General features: G+C 59.0%; 15 protein-coding genes. 3 read left to right on the top strand and 12 right to left on the bottom strand.

Annotated features, from left to right (window positions below; all coding sequences use genetic code 11):
• Positions 1-195: 195 nt before the first annotated feature.
• The 11 genes from BM373_RS10075 to atzF all read right to left on the bottom strand — a co-directional run bounded on the left by BM373_RS10075 (position 196) and on the right by atzF (position 12866).
• Positions 196-495 carry a DUF1161 domain-containing protein gene (locus BM373_RS10075; protein ID WP_090461304.1) on the bottom strand — a complete coding sequence of 100 codons (300 nt, stop codon included), beginning with the start codon at positions 493-495 and terminating at the stop codon, positions 196-198.
• A 64-nt stretch (positions 496-559) separates the two neighbouring features.
• A complete protein-coding gene (gene mazF, locus BM373_RS10070; protein WP_090461303.1) occupies positions 560-892 on the bottom strand; it encodes an endoribonuclease MazF in 333 nt (110 codons plus the stop codon).
• Positions 892-1137, bottom strand: a complete 246-nt coding sequence (locus BM373_RS10065) for an AbrB/MazE/SpoVT family DNA-binding domain-containing protein (RefSeq protein WP_090461302.1) — start codon at positions 1135-1137, stop codon at positions 892-894. Before BM373_RS10065 ends, mazF begins: the two co-directional genes overlap by 1 nt.
• An 87-nt stretch (positions 1138-1224) precedes the next feature.
• Positions 1225-1923, bottom strand: coding sequence for an urea ABC transporter ATP-binding subunit UrtE (gene urtE, locus BM373_RS10060; RefSeq protein WP_090461301.1), 699 nt, complete (start codon positions 1921-1923; stop codon positions 1225-1227).
• 1 nt (position 1924) lies between these two features.
• On the bottom strand, positions 1925-2716 hold the full coding sequence (gene urtD, locus BM373_RS10055) for an urea ABC transporter ATP-binding protein UrtD (protein WP_090461300.1): 792 nt from the start codon (positions 2714-2716) through the stop codon (positions 1925-1927).
• Positions 2709-3785, bottom strand: coding sequence for an urea ABC transporter permease subunit UrtC (gene urtC / locus BM373_RS10050; RefSeq protein WP_090461299.1), 1077 nt, complete (start codon positions 3783-3785; stop codon positions 2709-2711). Before urtC ends, urtD begins: the two co-directional genes overlap by 8 nt.
• A complete protein-coding gene (urtB, locus tag BM373_RS10045) occupies positions 3785-5359 on the bottom strand; it encodes an urea ABC transporter permease subunit UrtB (RefSeq protein ID WP_090461298.1) in 1575 nt (524 codons plus the stop codon). The genes urtC and urtB overlap by 1 nt, the downstream gene beginning before the upstream one ends.
• Positions 5360-5419: 60 nt before the next feature.
• Positions 5420-6691 carry an urea ABC transporter substrate-binding protein gene (gene urtA, locus BM373_RS10040; protein WP_090461297.1) on the bottom strand — a complete coding sequence of 424 codons (1272 nt, stop codon included), beginning with the start codon at positions 6689-6691 and terminating at the stop codon, positions 5420-5422.
• Positions 6692-6756: 65 nt separating this feature from the next.
• A complete protein-coding gene (locus BM373_RS10035) occupies positions 6757-7446 on the bottom strand; it encodes a GntR family transcriptional regulator (RefSeq protein ID WP_090461610.1) in 690 nt (229 codons plus the stop codon).
• Between the two features lie 10 nt (positions 7447-7456).
• Positions 7457-11071 (bottom strand): urea carboxylase, encoded by a 3615-nt coding sequence (gene uca / locus BM373_RS10030; RefSeq protein ID WP_090461296.1) that lies wholly within the window; start codon positions 11069-11071, stop codon positions 7457-7459.
• A complete protein-coding gene (gene atzF / locus BM373_RS10025; protein ID WP_090461609.1) occupies positions 11064-12866 on the bottom strand; it encodes an allophanate hydrolase in 1803 nt (600 codons plus the stop codon). Before atzF ends, uca begins: the two co-directional genes overlap by 8 nt.
• 261 nt (positions 12867-13127) lie before the next feature.
• Between atzF and BM373_RS10020 the strand changes: the two genes are divergently transcribed.
• Complete coding sequence (locus BM373_RS10020; RefSeq protein WP_090461295.1) at positions 13128-13838, top strand: YnfC family lipoprotein; 711 nt, start codon at positions 13128-13130, stop codon at positions 13836-13838.
• A 6-nt stretch (positions 13839-13844) separates the two neighbouring features.
• Here the strand turns inward: BM373_RS10020 and BM373_RS10015 are convergent, their stop codons facing one another.
• Positions 13845-14186, bottom strand: coding sequence for a DUF1283 family protein (locus BM373_RS10015; RefSeq protein ID WP_090461294.1), 342 nt, complete (start codon positions 14184-14186; stop codon positions 13845-13847).
• Positions 14187-14302: 116 nt separating this feature from the next.
• On the opposite strand from BM373_RS10015, the gene BM373_RS10010 reads away from it, so the two are divergent.
• Both BM373_RS10010 and BM373_RS10005 read left to right on the top strand, forming a co-directional pair.
• Positions 14303-15421 carry a mechanosensitive ion channel family protein gene (locus tag BM373_RS10010; protein WP_090461293.1) on the top strand — a complete coding sequence of 373 codons (1119 nt, stop codon included), beginning with the start codon at positions 14303-14305 and terminating at the stop codon, positions 15419-15421.
• Between the two features lie 216 nt (positions 15422-15637).
• Entirely contained in the window at positions 15638-16825 is a 1188-nt protein-coding gene (locus BM373_RS10005; protein WP_090461292.1) for an MFS transporter, read from the top strand.
• The last annotated feature ends 51 nt before the right edge of the window (positions 16826-16876 follow it).

Genomic DNA, 16876 nt, shown 5'->3' with positions numbered 1-16876 from the left:
TAGAAAGGTCTTATCTGAGGTCAATTTTACGGGGATTGGCAAAAATTCCCCTCACCCCGGCCCTCTCCCCACGGGAGAGGGGGAAAAGCCAGGTCCGCGCTCGATTTATTCCCTCTCCCTGAGGGAGAGGGTTAGGGTGAGGGTGAAAGATCGGTTCCCTCTCCCTCAGGGAGAGGGCCAGGGTGAGGGTGTAACTTACTGCGGTTCAGTCCGCGCACCGTCCTGCATCGCGCCACTGCCCGCGCTATTACCACTACTGGTGCGGGTATAAAGGATCTTCCAGGTATCATTCGCACAATGCCCGACCACCTGGGCATCCGGCTTATCCGTCTGATCCGCAGGCACGATATCCAGCACAAAACCGGACTCCGGCACGCCGTTGTTCACAATCCGCTGCGAAATATCGTTTTTAACATTCTCACAGGATTCCGGGGCCGCAAACACGGGCGCTGCCGCCAGCAATAATCCTGCGCATAACCAACGTGAAGGTCTCATCATCAACTCCTTAGGGTGAGCAATAGCTAAAGTTTAGCAGCTCTGAAGTTAACAAGGCCTGTGGTCAGCCAATCAGCGCTTTCGCTTTAGCGCGAATATCAGCCAGCTCTGCCGCATTCACACTGCCTTTTTTCGTGACTTTACGGGCGCGCCAGTCAACACAGGTGATTTGATCGGCGAGTGCCACGCTGTCCCGGCTGCCTGATAATGCAACTTCAAAAGGATAATCTTTGGCTTTGGTGGTGCAGGGAACACAGAGTAGCAGCCCTACTTTATTGTTATAAGCGAACGGGCTGAGCACAACGGCGGGGCGGTTACCTCCCTGTTCATGCCCTGACACCGGATCGAAATCGATCCAGATAATATCGCCGGAATCCGGTACAAAACGTGACACCATCAGAGCAGCTCCTTGCCGACAGGCCCGCCAAAATCCGCTTTCTCATGCACGTTTTCCGGGGTAATTCCGGCCAGCAGCGCGTCCAGTGAATAGGCTTTTGTTTTGACCGGAATGAGAATGATCCGTCCGTCTTCAACGGCAATATCTACCGTATCATCAACGTTTAGCGACGCCGCTTCCATGATGGCGACCGGTAGACGAACAGAAGGGCTATTGCCCCACTTTTTAACCACGACTCTTGGCATTGTGATGCTCCTTTTGTATCAACAATGAAGATACGTTACTGACTCGGTCAGACCGTGTCAACGTTGTTGATACATTGCCAGCATCACTCAAATCGCCACCAGGTGCCGAACCCCCTCGGCTTCCATATTCTCGCCGTCGCCGCTTTGCACAATCGCGCCGCGCGACATCACCAGGTAGCGGTCGGCCAGTTCTGCGGCGAAATCATAAAACTGTTCCACCAGCAGAATCGCCATATCGCCGCGCGCGGCCAGGGTCTTGATCACCACGCCAATCTCTTTAATCACCGACGGCTGAATGCCTTCGGTGGGTTCATCAAGGACCAGCAGTTGCGGGCGGCAGGCCAGCGCCCGACCTATTGCCAGTTGCTGTTGCTGACCGCCGGAGAGATCGCCGCCGCGCCGGTAGCGCATCGCATGCAGCACCGGGAACAGCTCGAAAATCTCATCCGGCACCTGTTTTGCCTGCGCGCCGGAAAAACGAGACAGCCCCATCAGCAGATTTTCTTCCACCGTCAGACGCGGGAAAATCTCGCGTCCCTGCGGTACGTACGCCATCCCCGCGCGCACCCGCTGATGCGGTTTGTGTTGATTAATGGTTTTCCCCTGCCAGTGAATTTCACCGGATTTTGCCGGGATCAGCCCCATCAGGCATTTCAGCAGGGTGGTTTTGCCCACGCCGTTGCGTCCGAGCAGGCAGGTGACTTCGCCGGGCTTTGCCTCAAACGACAGGCCGCGCAGAATGTGGCTGCCGCCGTAAAACTGATTCAGATTGGTAACCTGTAACATATTAACGCCCCAGATAAACGTCGATGACCTGTTCATTATTCTGCACGTCGCGCAGGGTGCCTTCCGCCAGCACCTGGCCCTGATGCAGCACCGTCACGTGATCGGCGATGGTTTCAACAAAGCCCATATCATGCTCCACCACCATCAGCGAGTGCTTGCCCGCAAGCGTACGGAACAGCTCCGCAATGTAGTCGGTTTCGGCATCGGTCAGCCCGGCGGCGGGTTCATCCAGCAGCAGTAAATGTGGCTCCTGCACCAGCAGCATGCCGATCTCCAGAAACTGTTTCTGCCCGTGCGACAGCAGCCCCGCCGGGCGATGGGCCAGCGCCCGGAGACGCAGCAGTTCCAGCACTTCGTCGATGCGGTCGCGCTGCTCGCCGTTAAGCGAGGCGCGCAGGCAGGCCCAGACGGATTTGTCAGTCTTCAGCGCGATCTCCAGATTTTCAAACACGCTCAGTGCCTCAAAAATGGTCGGCTTCTGGAACTTGCGCCCGATGCCCGCGCGGGCAATCTCCACCGGAGAAAGGGTGGTTAAATCCACCGTCTGATCGTAAAACACTTTGCCGCTGGTGGGCCGGGTTTTGCCGGTGATCACATCCATCAGGGTGGTTTTCCCCGCCCCGTTGGGGCCGATCACGCAGCGCAGTTCGCCGACGCCAATCGACAGGGTCAGATCCGTTAGTGCGCGGAACTTATCGAACGTCACATTGATCTTGTCGAGTTGCAGCACCGGATCGGTGGTCTGACGGTAGCGATCCTGCGGCTGCGGTTGGGTAAAAAGGGTATCAGTCATGCTTCCTCCGCCGGATCAGGCCGATGACGCCACGGGGTAAAAACAGGGTGACGAGAATAAACATCAACCCGAGAAAGAACAGCCAGTACTCCGGGAAAGCGACGGTGAAAAAGCTCTTTGCGCCGTTGACGATCCCCGCGCCCAGCAGCGGGCCGATCAGCGTTCCGCGCCCGCCCAGCGCCACCCAGATCGCCGCTTCAATCGAGTTGGTGGGCGACATTTCGCTGGGGTTGATAATGCCGACCTGCGGCACATACAGCGCCCCCGCCAGCCCGCACAGTACGGCGGAGAGCGTCCAGACGAACAGCTTAAAACCCTTCGGATCGTAGCCGCAGAACATCAGGCGGTTTTCCGCATCGCGCACCGCCGTCAGCACCCGGCCAAACTTGCTGCGGGCGAGCAGGGTGCCGATAAACAGCGTCGCCGCCAGCAGCAAAACGGTGGCGATAAACAGCCCGATGCGCGTGCCGGTGGCAGCAACCGGGAAGCCGAGCAGAGTGGTGAAGCCGGTAAAACCATTGTTGCCGCCAAAGCCGGTTTCATTGCGGAAAAACAGCAGCATTCCGGCGTAGGTCAGCGCCTGGGTCATGATCGAGAAATAGACATCTTTGATCCGCGAGCGAAAGGCGAAGTAGCCAAACACCAGCGCCAGCAGGCCGGGCACGAGGATCACCAGGCACAGCGCCCAGGCAAAATACTGCGTTCCCGCCCAGAACCACGGCATCTCGGTCCAGGAGAGAAACGACATAAACGCGGGCAGCCCTTCGCCCGACGCCTGGCGCATCAGGTACATGCCCATTGCGTAGCCGCCGAGGGCGAAAAACAGCCCGTGTCCGAGCGACAGCAATCCGGCATAGCCCCACACCAGATCCAGCGCCACCGCGACAATGGCGTAACACAGCACTTTACCCACCAGTGTTAAGGTGTAAGTGGAAATGGCGAGTGGATTCTCCTGCGGCAGCAGCGCTAAAAACGGCAGCGCCACCAGCAGCAGGAGGGTAAACAGCACGACGGCGCGCGTCAGCCGGGGCGCGCGTTGCGCCAGGGTCAGCGTTATCGGTTGGCTCATCAGTCAATCACCCGTCCTTTAAAGGCGAACAGCCCCTGGGGGCGTTTCTGGATAAAGAGAACGATCATCACCAGGATGGCGATTTTGCCGAGCACCGCGCCGATTTGCGGTTCCAGCAGCTTGTTGAAAATCCCCAGTCCAAAGGCGGCAACCACGGTGCCCGCCAGTTGCCCGACGCCGCCGAGCACTACCACCAGGAATGAATCGATGATGTAGCCCTGGCCGAGTTCGGGACCGACGTTGCCAAGCTGCGACAGCGCCACGCCGCCCAGTCCGGCGATGCCGGAACCCAGGCCAAACGCCAGCATATCCACGCGCCCGGTCGGTACGCCGCAGCAGTCAGCCATCCGGCGATTCTGCGTCACCGCACGCACGTTCATCCCCAGGCGGGTTTTGTTGAGCAAAAGCCAGGTCAGCACCAGCACGCCGACAACAAATACAATCACCGCGAGACGGTTATACGGCAGGATCAGATTCGGCAGCACCTGCCAGCCGCCGGAGAGCCACGCGGGATTGGCGACCTCCAGGTTTTGCGCGCCAAACAGCATCCGCACAAGCTGGATCAGCATCAGGCTGATCCCCCAGGTGGCGAGCAGGGTTTCCAGCGGGCGGCCATACAGATGGCGGATCACGGTGCGCTCAAGCGCCATCCCCACGGCAGCGGTCAGGAAAAACGCCACCGGTAGCGCGACCAGCGGATAAAACGCCAGCCACTGCGGGGCGAACTGGGCAAAGCCCTGTTGCGTCAGCCAGGTGGCGTACGCGCCGAGCATTAACATCTCGCCGTGCGCCATATTGATCACCCCGAGCAGGCCGTAGGTGATCGCCAGCCCCAGCGCGGCGAGCAGTAAAATCGATCCTAACGACAGCCCGCTGAACGCCTGGCCGAGCCAGTCGCCCCAGCGCAGACGCTGCTGGATTTCTTTCAGGCTGGCGCTCGCGGCGGCGCGCACAAGAGCGTCTGGTTCATTTTGCGGCTGAGTCAGCCGTTGCAGGCTGGCCTGCGCCTGGGCGCTGCTGCTTTCACCTAACAGTTTCACCGCCTGCACGCGCACCTGCGGATTGCTGTCCGCCAGTTGCAGCCGGGCGAGGGCGAGGGTCAGCGCCGCTTTAACGTCGGCGTTTTGTTCCTCCGCCAAACGCCGGGTCAGGAGCGGACGCTGATCCGGCGAGGCATCATTTTGCAGCATCACCGCCGCCTGCAAACGCAGGGCGTCGTCGTGGCTGATCAGCTGGTGGCTGGCAAGGGTGGCGGCCACCAGTACGCGCAGGCGGTTATTCATAAAGACTTTTCGCGTGCTGCCCGCAGGCGCGGCGCTGCCTTCCAGCGGGGTCAGTTCGCCGTTGCGTTCGTTAAAGAGCTGGCCGCTTTTATCCACCACCAGCGTTTCGGCGCGTAAAGCCTGCAACAGCGGCAGACGCGATTCATCGGGACTTGCCGACCAGCGTTGTAAGAGTTGCGCCTGTTGGGTGCGGCTGGCGCTGCCGTATTCGGCAGCAGGACCGGCGTGTGCCGGGTTTAACGCCAGCAGGCAGCAGGCGAGAAACAAGCCAAAAACCGTTGTTATTTTCATCGTCGCTCGTTGGGTCGGAGTCAAAAACGTGCCCGGCAGACGCGCCGCCGGGCGTGAGGATTACTGACCTGACGATTTCACCGGGGTATCCGGCTTTTTGTCATTGCCCGCAATAAACGGACTCCACGGCTGAGCGCGAACCGGCTGTTCGGTCTGCCAGACCACGTTGAACTGGCCGTTATCTTCGATCTCGCCAATCATCACCGGTTTGTGCAGATGGTGGTTGGTGTTATCCATGGTGAGCGTAAAGCCGTCCGGGGCCTTAAAGGTCTGCCCGGCCATCGCCGCGCGCACTTTTTCCACATCGGTGGTGCCCGCTTTTTCCACCGCCTGCGCCCACATGTGCAGGCCGACGTACGTGGCTTCCATCGGATCGTTGGTCACCACGGTATCGGCGTTCGGCAGGTTGTGCGCTTTGGCCCAGGCTTTGTAATCAGCGACGAATTTGGCGTTGACCGGGTTATCCACCGACTCAAAGTAGTTCCACGCCGCGAGATGGCCGACCAGCGGTTTGGTGTCGATGCCGCGCAGTTCCTCTTCACCCACGGAGAAGGCCACCACCGGCACATCGGTGGCTTTAATGCTCTGGTTCGCCAGCTCTTTATAGAACGGCACGTTGGAGTCGCCGTTGATGGTCGAGACCACCGCCGTTTTGCCGCCCGCCGAGAATTTCTTGATGTTGGCAACGATGGTCTGGTAATCGCTGTGACCGAACGGGGTGTAAACCTCTTCGATGTCTTTATCCGCCACGCCTTTGCTGTGCAGGAAGGCGCGAAGGATCTTGTTGGTGGTGCGCGGGTAGACGTAGTCGGTACCGAGCAGGAAGAAGCGTTTGGCGCTGCCGCCGTCTTCGCTCATCAGGTATTCCACTGCCGGGATCGCCTGCTGGTTCGGTGCCGCACCGGTGTAAAAGACGTTCGGCGACATCTCTTCGCCTTCATACTGCACCGGGTAGAACAGCAGGCCGTTCAGTTCTTCAAACACCGGCAGGACCGATTTGCGCGACACCGACGTCCAGCAACCGAACACGGCAGCAACTTTATCCTGGGTTAACAGCTGGCGGGCTTTTTCCGCAAACAGCGGCCAGTTGGACGCCGGATCGACTACCACCGGCTCCAGCTTTTTACCCAGCACGCCGCCTTTGGCGTTGATCTCATCGATGGTCATCAGCGCCACGTTTTTCAGCGGCGTTTCAGAGATCGCCATGGTGCCGGAGAGCGAGTGCATAATGCCGACTTTAATGGTGTCAGCCGCGTAAGCGCCGAAAGAAATCCCCATGCTGAGCATCGTCGCGGAAAGCGCAAAAACCTTAAGTAAAGAACGTCTTTTCATCATCAACCCTTCTGTATTTTTTAAATTTGAGCGTTCAGACGCCACCGCGCGGGCGGCGAGTGTGACTACGATGAACCCGGTGGTAACCGTGACTGCTGAAGCCGGTGTAACGTGATTTTTCTGACCACTGCTTTACTGCGTGAAATGTGTCCGGTCAGGATGCGCTGCGCCTCCTCTGTTTGCTGTTCTAAAATCGCCTGCAAAATGCGGGCGTGTTCGTCATAAGTCGCCGCCACCCGATCCTCGCGGGTAAAATCGAGGTGGCGGATAATGCGCATTTTCTCGGTCAGTTCGACGTGCACCCGCGCCATTTCGCTGTTGCCCGCCGCCGCGACCAGTTGAGAGTGAAACCCTTCATCTTCCCGCGATACCGCCATGCCATCGTCGAGGCGCGGGGCGTCGATCCAGAAGGCGACAAGCGCGGCGAGATGCGCAGCACAGGCGGCGGGCGGCATTGTGCACAGCCGTTTTACCGCCTCGCGCTCCAGCACAATGCGGAAGTCGTAAAGCTCCTCGAAGTAGTTGAAGTCAAACGGCCTGACCTGCCAGCCGCTGCGCGACCACACCTCGACATAGCCCTCGTGCGCCAGCCAGTGCAGCGCCTGACGCACCGGCGTGCGGCTGGCAGACATCCGTTCCGCCACTTCGGACTCGCTGAACCGGTCGCCCGGCATCAGCCGGAAGGTGAAAATATCGTTTTTCACCGCCCGGTAAATGCGCTCGGCTAACCCTTCAGGCCGCTTTCCGGCAGGCATCACCACGCGATCACTCCAGCCACAGCAGGGCATCGCCCGGACTGACGGGGCGGCCCGGCGTGCAGCCGATGCGTTTCACGCGACCGCCTTGCGGGGCGTGGATCGACAATTCCATTTTCATCGCCTCGACGATCACCAGCGGCTGCCCGGCGGTGACTTCATCGCCCGGTGCGACCAGTACTTTCCAGATGTTGCCGTTCATGTCGGCGTTGACCGCCAGCAGTCCCTCATCGGGAATGGAGACCTCTTGCTCGATGATTTCCACCGCTTCCGGCTGTTCATCGCGCTGCCACAGCTCCACTTCGGTGGCAAAGGCGCGGGCCTGGCGGGTGCGGAAGTCGGCGATATCTGCCGCGTTGTTTTCCAGAAAACCCAGATGCGCGGCGTAATCAAAGAATGTCTCTTCGATGCGGATCGCCGCCCGGCCTTCACGGAAATCGTCGCGCAGCCGATCCAGTTCCTCTTCGCTGACCGGGTAGAAACGCACCTGATCGAAGAAGCGCAGCAGCCAGGGTTCATCCTGCTCAAACTGGCTGTTTTTAAGGAATTTGTTCCAGATGGGTAGCGTGCGCCCGACCAGTTGATAGCCGCCCGGTGAGTCCATGCCGTAGATGCACATATACATGCCGCCAATACCGACGGTGCCTTCGGCGGTGTAGGTGCGCGCCGGACTGTATTTTGAACTGAGCAGGCGGTGGCGCGGATCGATCGGCACCGCACAGGGCGCGCCAAGGTAAACGTCGCCGAGGCCGAGGATCAAATAGCTGGCGTCAAAAATCGTGTCGCGCACCGTTTCCCGGGTTGGCAGACCATTAATGCGCTGAATGAAATCGACGTTGTTCGGCAACCACGGTGCAGTGGCGCGCACCGTGTCCTGGTAACGGCTGACCGCGCCGAGCGTGGCGCTGTCTTCAAAGGCCATCGGCAGCCAGACAATGCGCGACGGCACTTTCATCTGGCTGACATCCCCCGGCAGGCCTTCGAGATCCAGCAGGATCGCCACCAGCGCCGACTGGCTCAGGGCCTGGCTGTCGTAGCGGATTTGCAGCGAGCGCACGCCGGGAGAAAGCTCTTTGATCCCCGGATGGGCGAGGCTGCGCAGGCGCTCCATCATCAGACTGACGCGCAGACGCAGCGCCAGATCCAGCACGTTGTCGCCGTACTCAATCAGAATGTAATTGTCACCCGCCTGGCGGTAACAGAGCGCAGGCGCGGTGGCGCTGGCCGGACGCGAAACCAGCACTGCGGCGGAGACACCGTCGACGGCCTCAAGGGACGGCGCAGCAAATGCAGGCGGCGCGACGGGTTGCAGCGTCTCCACAATCTGGTTCTGCACGGTTTCCAGCGCCACGGCTTCGTCCACGCTGATGGGGTAAAAGCGCAGGCTGTCGCCCGGTTTGACCTGGCCCACTTTCCATAATTCGGCTTTGGCAATGGTCACCGGGCAGACAAACCCGCCGAGGCTTGGGCCGTCGCGGGTGAGGATCACCGGGAAGTCGCCGGTAAAGTTGACCGCACCAATGGCGTATTCGCAGTCGTGAACGTTTGACGGGTGCAGGCCCGCTTCGCCACCGTCCGGGCGGGTCCAGCCCGGCTTCGGCCCGGTCAGACGCACGCCGAGGCGGTTGGAGTTGTAATGCACCTGCCAGTCGCTTTCGAAGAACTCGTCAATTGATTCCGGGGTGAAAAAGTCCGGCGCGCCGTGCGGTCCGTACAGCACGCCGATACGCCACTGCTGCGGGTAATCAGGGATCAGTTCAGCGGCGAGCGCCTGCGGTTCGCTCACGGGCGCGGGGGTGGTGCAGGCCGCCAGTTCCGGCTGCGAGATCGGCAGCAGATCGGCGACTTTTAAGGTGCGTCCGGCGTGACCGCCAAACTGCCCGAGGGCGAAGGTGGAACGGCTGCCAAGATACTGCGGCACGTCGATGCCGTTGCGTACCGCCAGATAGGTGCGGCAGCCTGCCACGGTGCGCCCGAGCGTCAGGATCTGCCCGGCGCGGATGGCCACCGGCTGCCAGTAGGCCACTGGTTCACCGTCAAGCTCTGGCTGGCAGTCGGCTCCGGTGAGGGCGATCAGCGTATCGTAGTGAAACTGCAACGTCGGCCCTTGCAGGGTGAACTCCAGCGCGGCGGCATCCGGGTGGTTACCCGCGATACGGTTCGCCAGCCGGAAGGCAAAATCGTCCATCGGGCCGGAAGGCGGCACGCCGATATCCCAGTAGCCGAGGCGACCCGGATAATCCTGCACGCTGCTCCAGGTGCCGGGTTGCAGCACCTCAATGGCGCGGGTGGCAGGCGTGAAACTGTCCAGCATTCGCGTCCAGGCGTTGCCCGTGCGGAATTCTGTGCTGGCGCAGATCTGACGCAGATAATCCAGATTGGTGGCGATGCCGTGCAATTGCGTGGCGTTGAGCGCTTCGCGCAGTTTCACCAGTGCTTCGTCGCGGGTGGGGGCGTGGACGATAAGTTTGGCGATCATTGGATCGTAAAACGCCGATACCTCGCTGCCGGTGGTGACGCCGCTGTCCACCCGCACGTTCTCCGGGAAGACCACGCTGGTCAGCACACCGGGACTCGGCTGGAAGTTTTTTAGCGGGTTTTCCGCGTACAGGCGCACTTCCATCGCTGCGCCCTGCGGCGCGTTGCGCAGTTGCGCCCAGTCGATCGCGTCGCCTGCGGCCACGCGCAGCATACACTCCACCAGATCCAGCCCGGTGACGCACTCGGTGACCGGGTGCTCCACCTGTAAACGGGTATTCACTTCAAGAAAATAGAAGGCGTCGAGGGCGGTGTCGTAGATGTACTCCACGGTGCCCGCGCTGCGGTAGTTCACCAGCTTGCCGAGCGCTTCGGCAGAGGCGAGCAGCGCCTGGCGGTTGGCCTCAGAGATACCCGGCGCGGGCGTTTCTTCCACCACTTTCTGATTGCGACGTTGTAAAGAGCAGTCGCGCTCGCCGAGCGCCACCACGTTGCCGTTGCCGTCGCCAAAAATCTGCACTTCGATATGGCGGGCGCGATCCACGCAGCGTTCGATAAACACACCCGCGTCGCTGAAAAACTGCTCCCCGAGGCGGCGTACGCTCTCCCACGCCTGGCTTAACGCCTCGCGATCGCCGCAGCGCGTGAGGCCGATGCCACCGCCGCCCGCGGTGCTTTTTAACATCACCGGATAACCGATGTCGTCCGCCGCGCGCAGGGCGTCGTCCAGCGAGTCAAGCAGGCCGGTGCCGGGCGTCATCGGTACGCCAGCCGCCGCCGCCAGTTCGCGCGCCCGGTGTTTCAGGCCAAATTCACCAATCTGCTGTGCGGTCGGGCCGACAAAGACAATCCCGGCCTCTTCGCAGGCGGCGGCGAAGGTCAGGCTTTCAGAAAGGAATCCGTAACCCGGCCAGATCGCCTGGGCACCGCTTTGCCGTGCCGCATCCAGAATGGCGTCGATGCGCAGATAGCTGTCGCTGGCTTTCTCGCCGCCGAGCGGCAGGGTGATATCCGCCGCTTTGACATGTTCGGCATTTTTATCCGCATCGGAATAGACCGCGACGCTGGTGATGCCGAGGCGTTTTAAGGTGCGAATGGCGCGGCAGGCAATTTCCCCGCGGTTGGCGATCAAAACGGTGTTAAACATGGCTGTTCTCCTTGCGGGCGAGCCAGTTGCGCCAGCCGCCGAAATCGGTAATGTCCTGCGCGTCAGCAAGGGCGAAACCCTCGCAAATAAAGCCTTTCACCCGGCGGCCATCTGCCAGTTCCAGCGACCCGATGCCAAGCGGCGGCGGGATCTCTGCGACAAATTCACCAAAGCGGGCCAGTGGGATATCCCACAGTTCCACCTGAATGGCGCGGCCCTCGCTGGCGCGTGCCAGCCCCGGTTTGGCGGGCTGGGTGTTTGCCAGCGCGTACAGGCGATAGACCGGCGCGGTGGTGGTGGCTTCCACAAACACAGCCTGACGGGTGATTAACTGATGGTTGAGCGGCATCCCGCGAAGGTGCGCCCCGACCACCGCCACCCGCACGTGCTCAAAAGAGACCGGCAGCGCGGCAGGTTCTTCAGGCAGCGGGAAACCGGGTGCGCCGGGCGGCTGTGCCTGCTGTTGTTGCCAGCCCAGGCCGAAGGTCGCCAGCGCCCGGTCATGCCAGGCGGGAGCAAGCAGGGTGATCCCGGCGGGTAAACCGTCGGCACGAAACGGGGCGGGCAGCGCCAGCGCGCTCAGATCGGCGAGGTTGGTAAAGTTGGTGTAGGTGCCGAACTGCGAGTTGTAGCGGATCGGCTCCTCGCGCATTTCATCAAGGGTGTGAATGGTGGGCGAGGTCGGCACCACCAGCGCATCCACGCCCGCAAGCGCAGTCTGAATGCGGCGGGCGTGTTCCGCGCGCAGGTACTCCGCGTTGTAGGCGTCAACGGCGCTAAACTTTTCGCCGCCGGAGACAATCTGCCAGACAGTCGGGTCCATTTTTTCAGGATGGCTGAGCATCCCGCCCACGGCTGCGGTGCGTTCTGCCACCCACGGTCCCTGGTAGAGTTGCTCCGCAAGCTGGCGAAACGGGGTGAAATCAATGGGCTGAAGGCGAACGCCGCAGGCGCGCAGGGCATTGAGGGCCTTTTCCCAGGCTGCCTGTGCGGTGTCATCGCCAAAAAATTCGCAGCGATCGGGCACGGCAAACAGCGGTTCGGCAGGGAGTGCAGCGGGGGCGGTGGCCGGGTTGTGACGTGAGTAAGCGTCGGCGGCGTCATACCCGCCACAGAGGGTGGCGACAAGCCAGGCGTCTTCCACCGTTAACGCAAACACCGACACGGTATCGTTGAGGCGGCAGGCGGGCACCACGCCGTGCGCGGAGAACCAGCCTTTGGTGGGCTTCAGGCCGACGATGTTATTAAAGCCCGCGGGAACGCGACCGGACCCGGCGGTGTCGGTGCCGAGCGAAAAAGGCACCAGCCCGCGCGCCACCACCGAGGCCGAGCCGGAACTGGAGCCGCCGCTGACGTAATCACTGTTAAAAGTGTTCACCACTGCGCCATAAGGCGAGCGGGTGCCGACCAGTCCGGTGGCGAACTGATCGAGGTTGGTTTTGCCAATCACAATCGCGCCGGCGGCTTTCAGGCGGGCGACGATGGTGGCGTCGGTTTGGGCGTTAAAGGAAAAATCCGGGCAGGCGGCGGTGGTCGGGAAGCCCGCGACATCAATATTGTCCTTCACCGCAAACGGGATACCGAACAACGGCAGCGCGGCGGGGTCCTGCTGATAGCGCGGTAACAGTTCAGCAAACTGCCGGTGGATCTCAACCGGCGTGGCACGCGCGATCCAGGCGTTGTCCTCTTCCGGCAGCGCCGCCAGATGCGCGATCAGAAAAGCGGGAATGTTATCGATATGCTGCTGGATCTGCTGCTGCCACGCGCTGAGCGTCTGGCCTGTCATGATTGTCATTTTTGCCATCCCAACTGGTATACAAGATGGAATGCATGGAGCAAAAGCCGTGCCAAATGCAAAAGCGACGGTTTAACGGGGCTGGCGGGGAATGTGCGGTTGAGCCTGCACCGGTAATGCACAATGTTGAACAAAAACAGTGCGTTAGATATAAGGCTTTTCTATGAGTCAGCCTGCGGTGCTCACATTTTGTTATGTGTACGGTAACTGACTGAGTTTGCTACTATAAAAGCAGTGAATCCTTAGTCTTTGGTGAATTGAGTGAAAAAATGGTTACTCCTGACCGCGCTGGCGGCGACGCTGGCTGGCTGTGATGACGGAAAAGAGCCGGTGGCCTTTACCCCGGAAATGGCGAGCTTTTCTAATGAGTTTGACTTCGATCCGCTGCGCGGTCCGGTGAAAGATTTCAGTCAGACGCTGCTCAATGACAAAGGTGAGGTGGCAAAACGGGTTGCCGCGACGCTGTCGGAAGAAGGGTGTTTTGATTCGCTGGAGCTGCACGATATCGAAAACAATACCGGCCTTGCGCTGGTGCTGGATGCAAATTTCTATCTCGATGCGCAAACCCGTGAGAAGCGGCTGCTTTTGCAGGGCAAATGTCAGCTTGCAGAGTTCCCGTCGGCGGGCGTGAAATGGGAAACGGATGACAAAGGCTTTGTGGTGGCGGCGCGCGGTAAGGATCTGGAGGTGAACTATCGCTATGATGCGCAGGGTTATCCGCTGGGAAAATCCTCTACCAGCAAAGCGATGCATTTGTCGGTAGAGGCGAAGCCCTCAGCGGATGAGCGTAAAAAACTCGACTATACGGCCATCAGCCAGTTGAATGAAAAACCGCTCGGCAACGTTAAACAAACCTGCGATTACGATAAGCATGACAACCCGGTGAGTTGCGATCTGCTGATCGTTGATAAAAGCGTCACACCTGCCGTCGAGCGTAAATTTACTATCAAAAATACGATCGACTATTACTGATACGGCTTACGGTGTGACAGCACGCCCGGTGCGGCGATCCAGGCAGCGCAGGGTGTTGCTTTCCCAGTAGGCGTTTACGTTCGCGCTTTGCTGGCATTTATCGCGCAGATCGAAGGCGGCGTCGTCTTTATCCCACTCTTTTTCCACGCGCGCGTTCACTTTATTACGCAGCGAGCGGGTGGAATCCCACTGCTCTTTATCCATCGCTGCGTTCTGGCGGCTTTGCGCGGTGTCGCCGGATTCAATGATCAGTTTGCTGGTGTTAGCGGAAGCAGTACCAGCAAACGCAAAAGTGCTCAGTGCAAGCAGCGCCGTCAGGCACAGGCGTTTGCTAAAGGTGATGTTCATAGCGAGTTCCTTTGTGGGTCTTACAGAGACGTAATCTGCTTATTCTACACTATCCCGGCGGGCAGTTAAGATCCGGCGTCTATACTCTACGAAAATGTATGAGTAATGGAGGTTAGATGGATTTTTTGATTCGAACGAATATTGTCACCCTGTTAATGTCAGCGACGTTCTGGATTAATCTGGCGATAGTATTTTTTGTCACGCTTATAACTTACTGGTTAGTAAAAAGATTACTGGCATTTGTCTATAAGAAAATTCAAAGCTGGAACGAGCGGCAGGAAAATGACGGCTACCTGCGGTTTATTCTCTTTGACATGCTGAAGAAGACCAGCAGCCCGCTTATTTTCTTTGCGGCATTCCTGTTTAGTCTGCGCTTTGTCGGATTGCCTGAGCGGTTATTTTCAGCCATTTCACACGCCTGGTTTCTGGTCGTCTCCATTCAAATGGCCATCTGGCTGGATCAGGCGATACGGTCATGGATGCATCATTTACTTTATGCGCCAGGCACTAATAAAAATCCGGTAACGCTGGTTATCCTCAGTATTATGCTCAGGGCGCTGGTGTGGGCGATGATGTTTCTGTCGATCCTCGCGAATATGGGCGTTGATATTACCGCGCTGGTTGCAAGCCTTGGCGTTGGCGGGATTGCGATAGCGCTGGCCGTGCAGACCGTCCTCAGCGACATATTTGCCTCACTGTCAATCGGCATCGATAAGCCGTTTGAAATAGGGGATTTCGTGGTATTTAACGATGTTGCCGGTACCATCGAACATATTGGCCTGAAAACCACCCGTATTCGCAGTCTCAGCGGCGAACAGATCGTCTGCGCGAACGCCAATTTGTTGCAACAAACGATTCATAATTATAAGCGTATGCAGACACGCCGTATTGTGTTTACCTTTGGCGTAGCCACAACAACGGAGCCTGAAAAACTGCGCTTAATTGGCCCGATGGTTAAAGATGTGATTGTTGAGGTGGGTGAGACAAAATTCGACCGCGCGCATTTACTCGCCTTTAATCAGGATCGTCTGACCTTTGAGGTGGTGCATATTGTCAATTCCGCTGACTACAATAAATATATGGATATTCAGCAGGAAATTAATATCCGCATTATTGAGCAGCTTAAAGAGAATGATATAGAGCTGGCGCTGCCGAGTCTGGTGGTCAGATCGCCTCTCAAAGTTGAGGGGACAACCGATCCGTTCCAGCGTAAGGAAGCCCTGCACGAGGTGTAAGGGTCATGCAGGCAGTCCTGACAATCAGGCTGCCTGCGGTTATTTACCGCGATTAAGTTCATTCTTAATCCACCTGTACTTTTTTGCTTTTCATAGGACCGCCCTTATAAACCAGCGAGATAGTTTTTCTTTCTTGTGTGGCAATATCTTCTCATTCGCTAAAGCCCGTTTGCAGTGGCATTCTGTCTGTTCAGAATGGATCAGGATATTTAACCGATGACCGCAGAACACACCCTGCCCGTTGCAGAACAAAATAATAATATTATTCGCCTGTCGGCGGCTCAGGCGCTTGCGGGCGCGAACTCAGTGGTCTTCTACGCGACCGGGGCTATAGTTGGCAACGCCATCGCGCCCAGCAGTTCGCTGGCAACATTGCCCCTCACCACGTTTGTGCTCGGTATGGCGGCCTGCATCCTGCCGTTGGGTTCGCTGGCGAGGAAAAAAGGACGTAAAGCTGCATTTATGGTCGGGACGGGGGCCGGGATCATTACCGGCCTGACGGCGGCGCTGGCCGTGGTTATTGGCTCATTTATGCTGTTTTGCATCGCCGCGTTTCTGGGCGGGGCCTATGCCGCCGTAGCGCTCAGTTTTCGTTTTGCCGCCACGGATGGCGTCACGCCGGAACGACGCGCCCGCGCGCTGTCGCTGGTGATGGGCGGCGGGGTACTCGCAGGCGTCATCGGCCCGATGCTGGTGACAGGAACGATGAATCTCTGGCCGCCTCACACCTTCGCTTTTACCTTTATCGCCCAGGCCCTCGTGGCGGTGATTTCCGGTTTTATCCTGCTCGGCGTGACGCCTGCGGAACCTGTTGCCGCCATCAAAGCGGCGGGGCGTCCTCTGCGCGAGATTGTGCGCCAGCCGGGATTTGCCAGAACGGTATTCAGCGGCGCAGTAACCTATATGATCATGAATTTCCTGATGACCGCCGCACCCCTTTCGATGCACATGCACGGCCTTTCCCAGCAGGCATCCAACCTTGGCATTCAGTGGCACGTTATTGCCATGTACGGGCCGGGCTTTTTTACCGGCAGGCTGATTAACCGCTTTGGTGCCATGCGGATAGCGGCAACGGGCTTACTGATCACGGCGGGATCGGTGTTTGTCGGTCTGAGCGGGACGGACATCTTCCATTACTGGCTATCCCTGATTTTGCTGGGGCTGGGCTGGAACTTTGGTTTTACCGGCGCGTCGGCAAAAATTATTGACTACCACCGACCGGAGGAAAAAACGCAGGTCCAGTCCCTGAACGATTTTGTGGTGTTTGGTGTGATGATCGTGGGATCGTTTTCTTCCGGTGCGCTGCTCAATCTTTATGGCTGGAATGCCGTGTTATGGGGCTCGCTGGTGCCGGTGGGACTTGCGTTGTTGAGCATTATTCAGGCGTCGTTCGTAAGACGTTAACCCACGGGCGGCCTTACAGCCTGATTTTACGCTGTTATGATAGGCCCCCTG

It is taken from the genome of Enterobacter sp. kpr-6 (genome assembly GCF_900116015.1).
Lineage (GTDB): Bacteria > Pseudomonadota > Gammaproteobacteria > Enterobacterales > Enterobacteriaceae > Enterobacter_D.
This window is presented reverse-complemented; position numbering and strand designations above follow the sequence as displayed.

Excerpts from the sequence above, each read along its gene's own strand:
- BM373_RS10075 (WP_090461304.1), bottom strand. The coding sequence starts at position 495 with ATGAGACCTTCACGTTGGTTATGCGCAGGATTATTGCTGGCGGCAGCG.
- mazF (WP_090461303.1), bottom strand. The coding sequence starts at position 892 with ATGGTGTCACGTTTTGTACCGGATTCCGGCGATATTATCTGGATCGAT.
- BM373_RS10065 (WP_090461302.1), bottom strand. The coding sequence starts at position 1,137 with ATGCCAAGAGTCGTGGTTAAAAAGTGGGGCAATAGCCCTTCTGTTCGT.
- urtE (WP_090461301.1), bottom strand. The coding sequence starts at position 1,923 with ATGTTACAGGTTACCAATCTGAATCAGTTTTACGGCGGCAGCCACATT.
- urtD (WP_090461300.1), bottom strand. The coding sequence starts at position 2,716 with ATGACTGATACCCTTTTTACCCAACCGCAGCCGCAGGATCGCTACCGT.
- urtC (WP_090461299.1), bottom strand. The coding sequence starts at position 3,785 with ATGAGCCAACCGATAACGCTGACCCTGGCGCAACGCGCGCCCCGGCTG.
- urtB (WP_090461298.1), bottom strand. The coding sequence starts at position 5,359 with ATGAAAATAACAACGGTTTTTGGCTTGTTTCTCGCCTGCTGCCTGCTG.
- urtA (WP_090461297.1), bottom strand. The coding sequence starts at position 6,691 with ATGAAAAGACGTTCTTTACTTAAGGTTTTTGCGCTTTCCGCGACGATG.
- BM373_RS10035 (WP_090461610.1), bottom strand. The coding sequence starts at position 7,446 with ATGCCTGCCGGAAAGCGGCCTGAAGGGTTAGCCGAGCGCATTTACCGG.
- uca (WP_090461296.1), bottom strand. The coding sequence starts at position 11,071 with ATGTTTAACACCGTTTTGATCGCCAACCGCGGGGAAATTGCCTGCCGC.
- atzF (WP_090461609.1), bottom strand. The coding sequence starts at position 12,866 with ATGACAATCATGACAGGCCAGACGCTCAGCGCGTGGCAGCAGCAGATC.
- BM373_RS10015 (WP_090461294.1), bottom strand. The coding sequence starts at position 14,186 with ATGAACATCACCTTTAGCAAACGCCTGTGCCTGACGGCGCTGCTTGCA.
- BM373_RS10010 (WP_090461293.1), top strand. The coding sequence starts at position 14,303 with ATGGATTTTTTGATTCGAACGAATATTGTCACCCTGTTAATGTCAGCG.
- BM373_RS10005 (WP_090461292.1), top strand. The coding sequence starts at position 15,638 with ATGACCGCAGAACACACCCTGCCCGTTGCAGAACAAAATAATAATATT.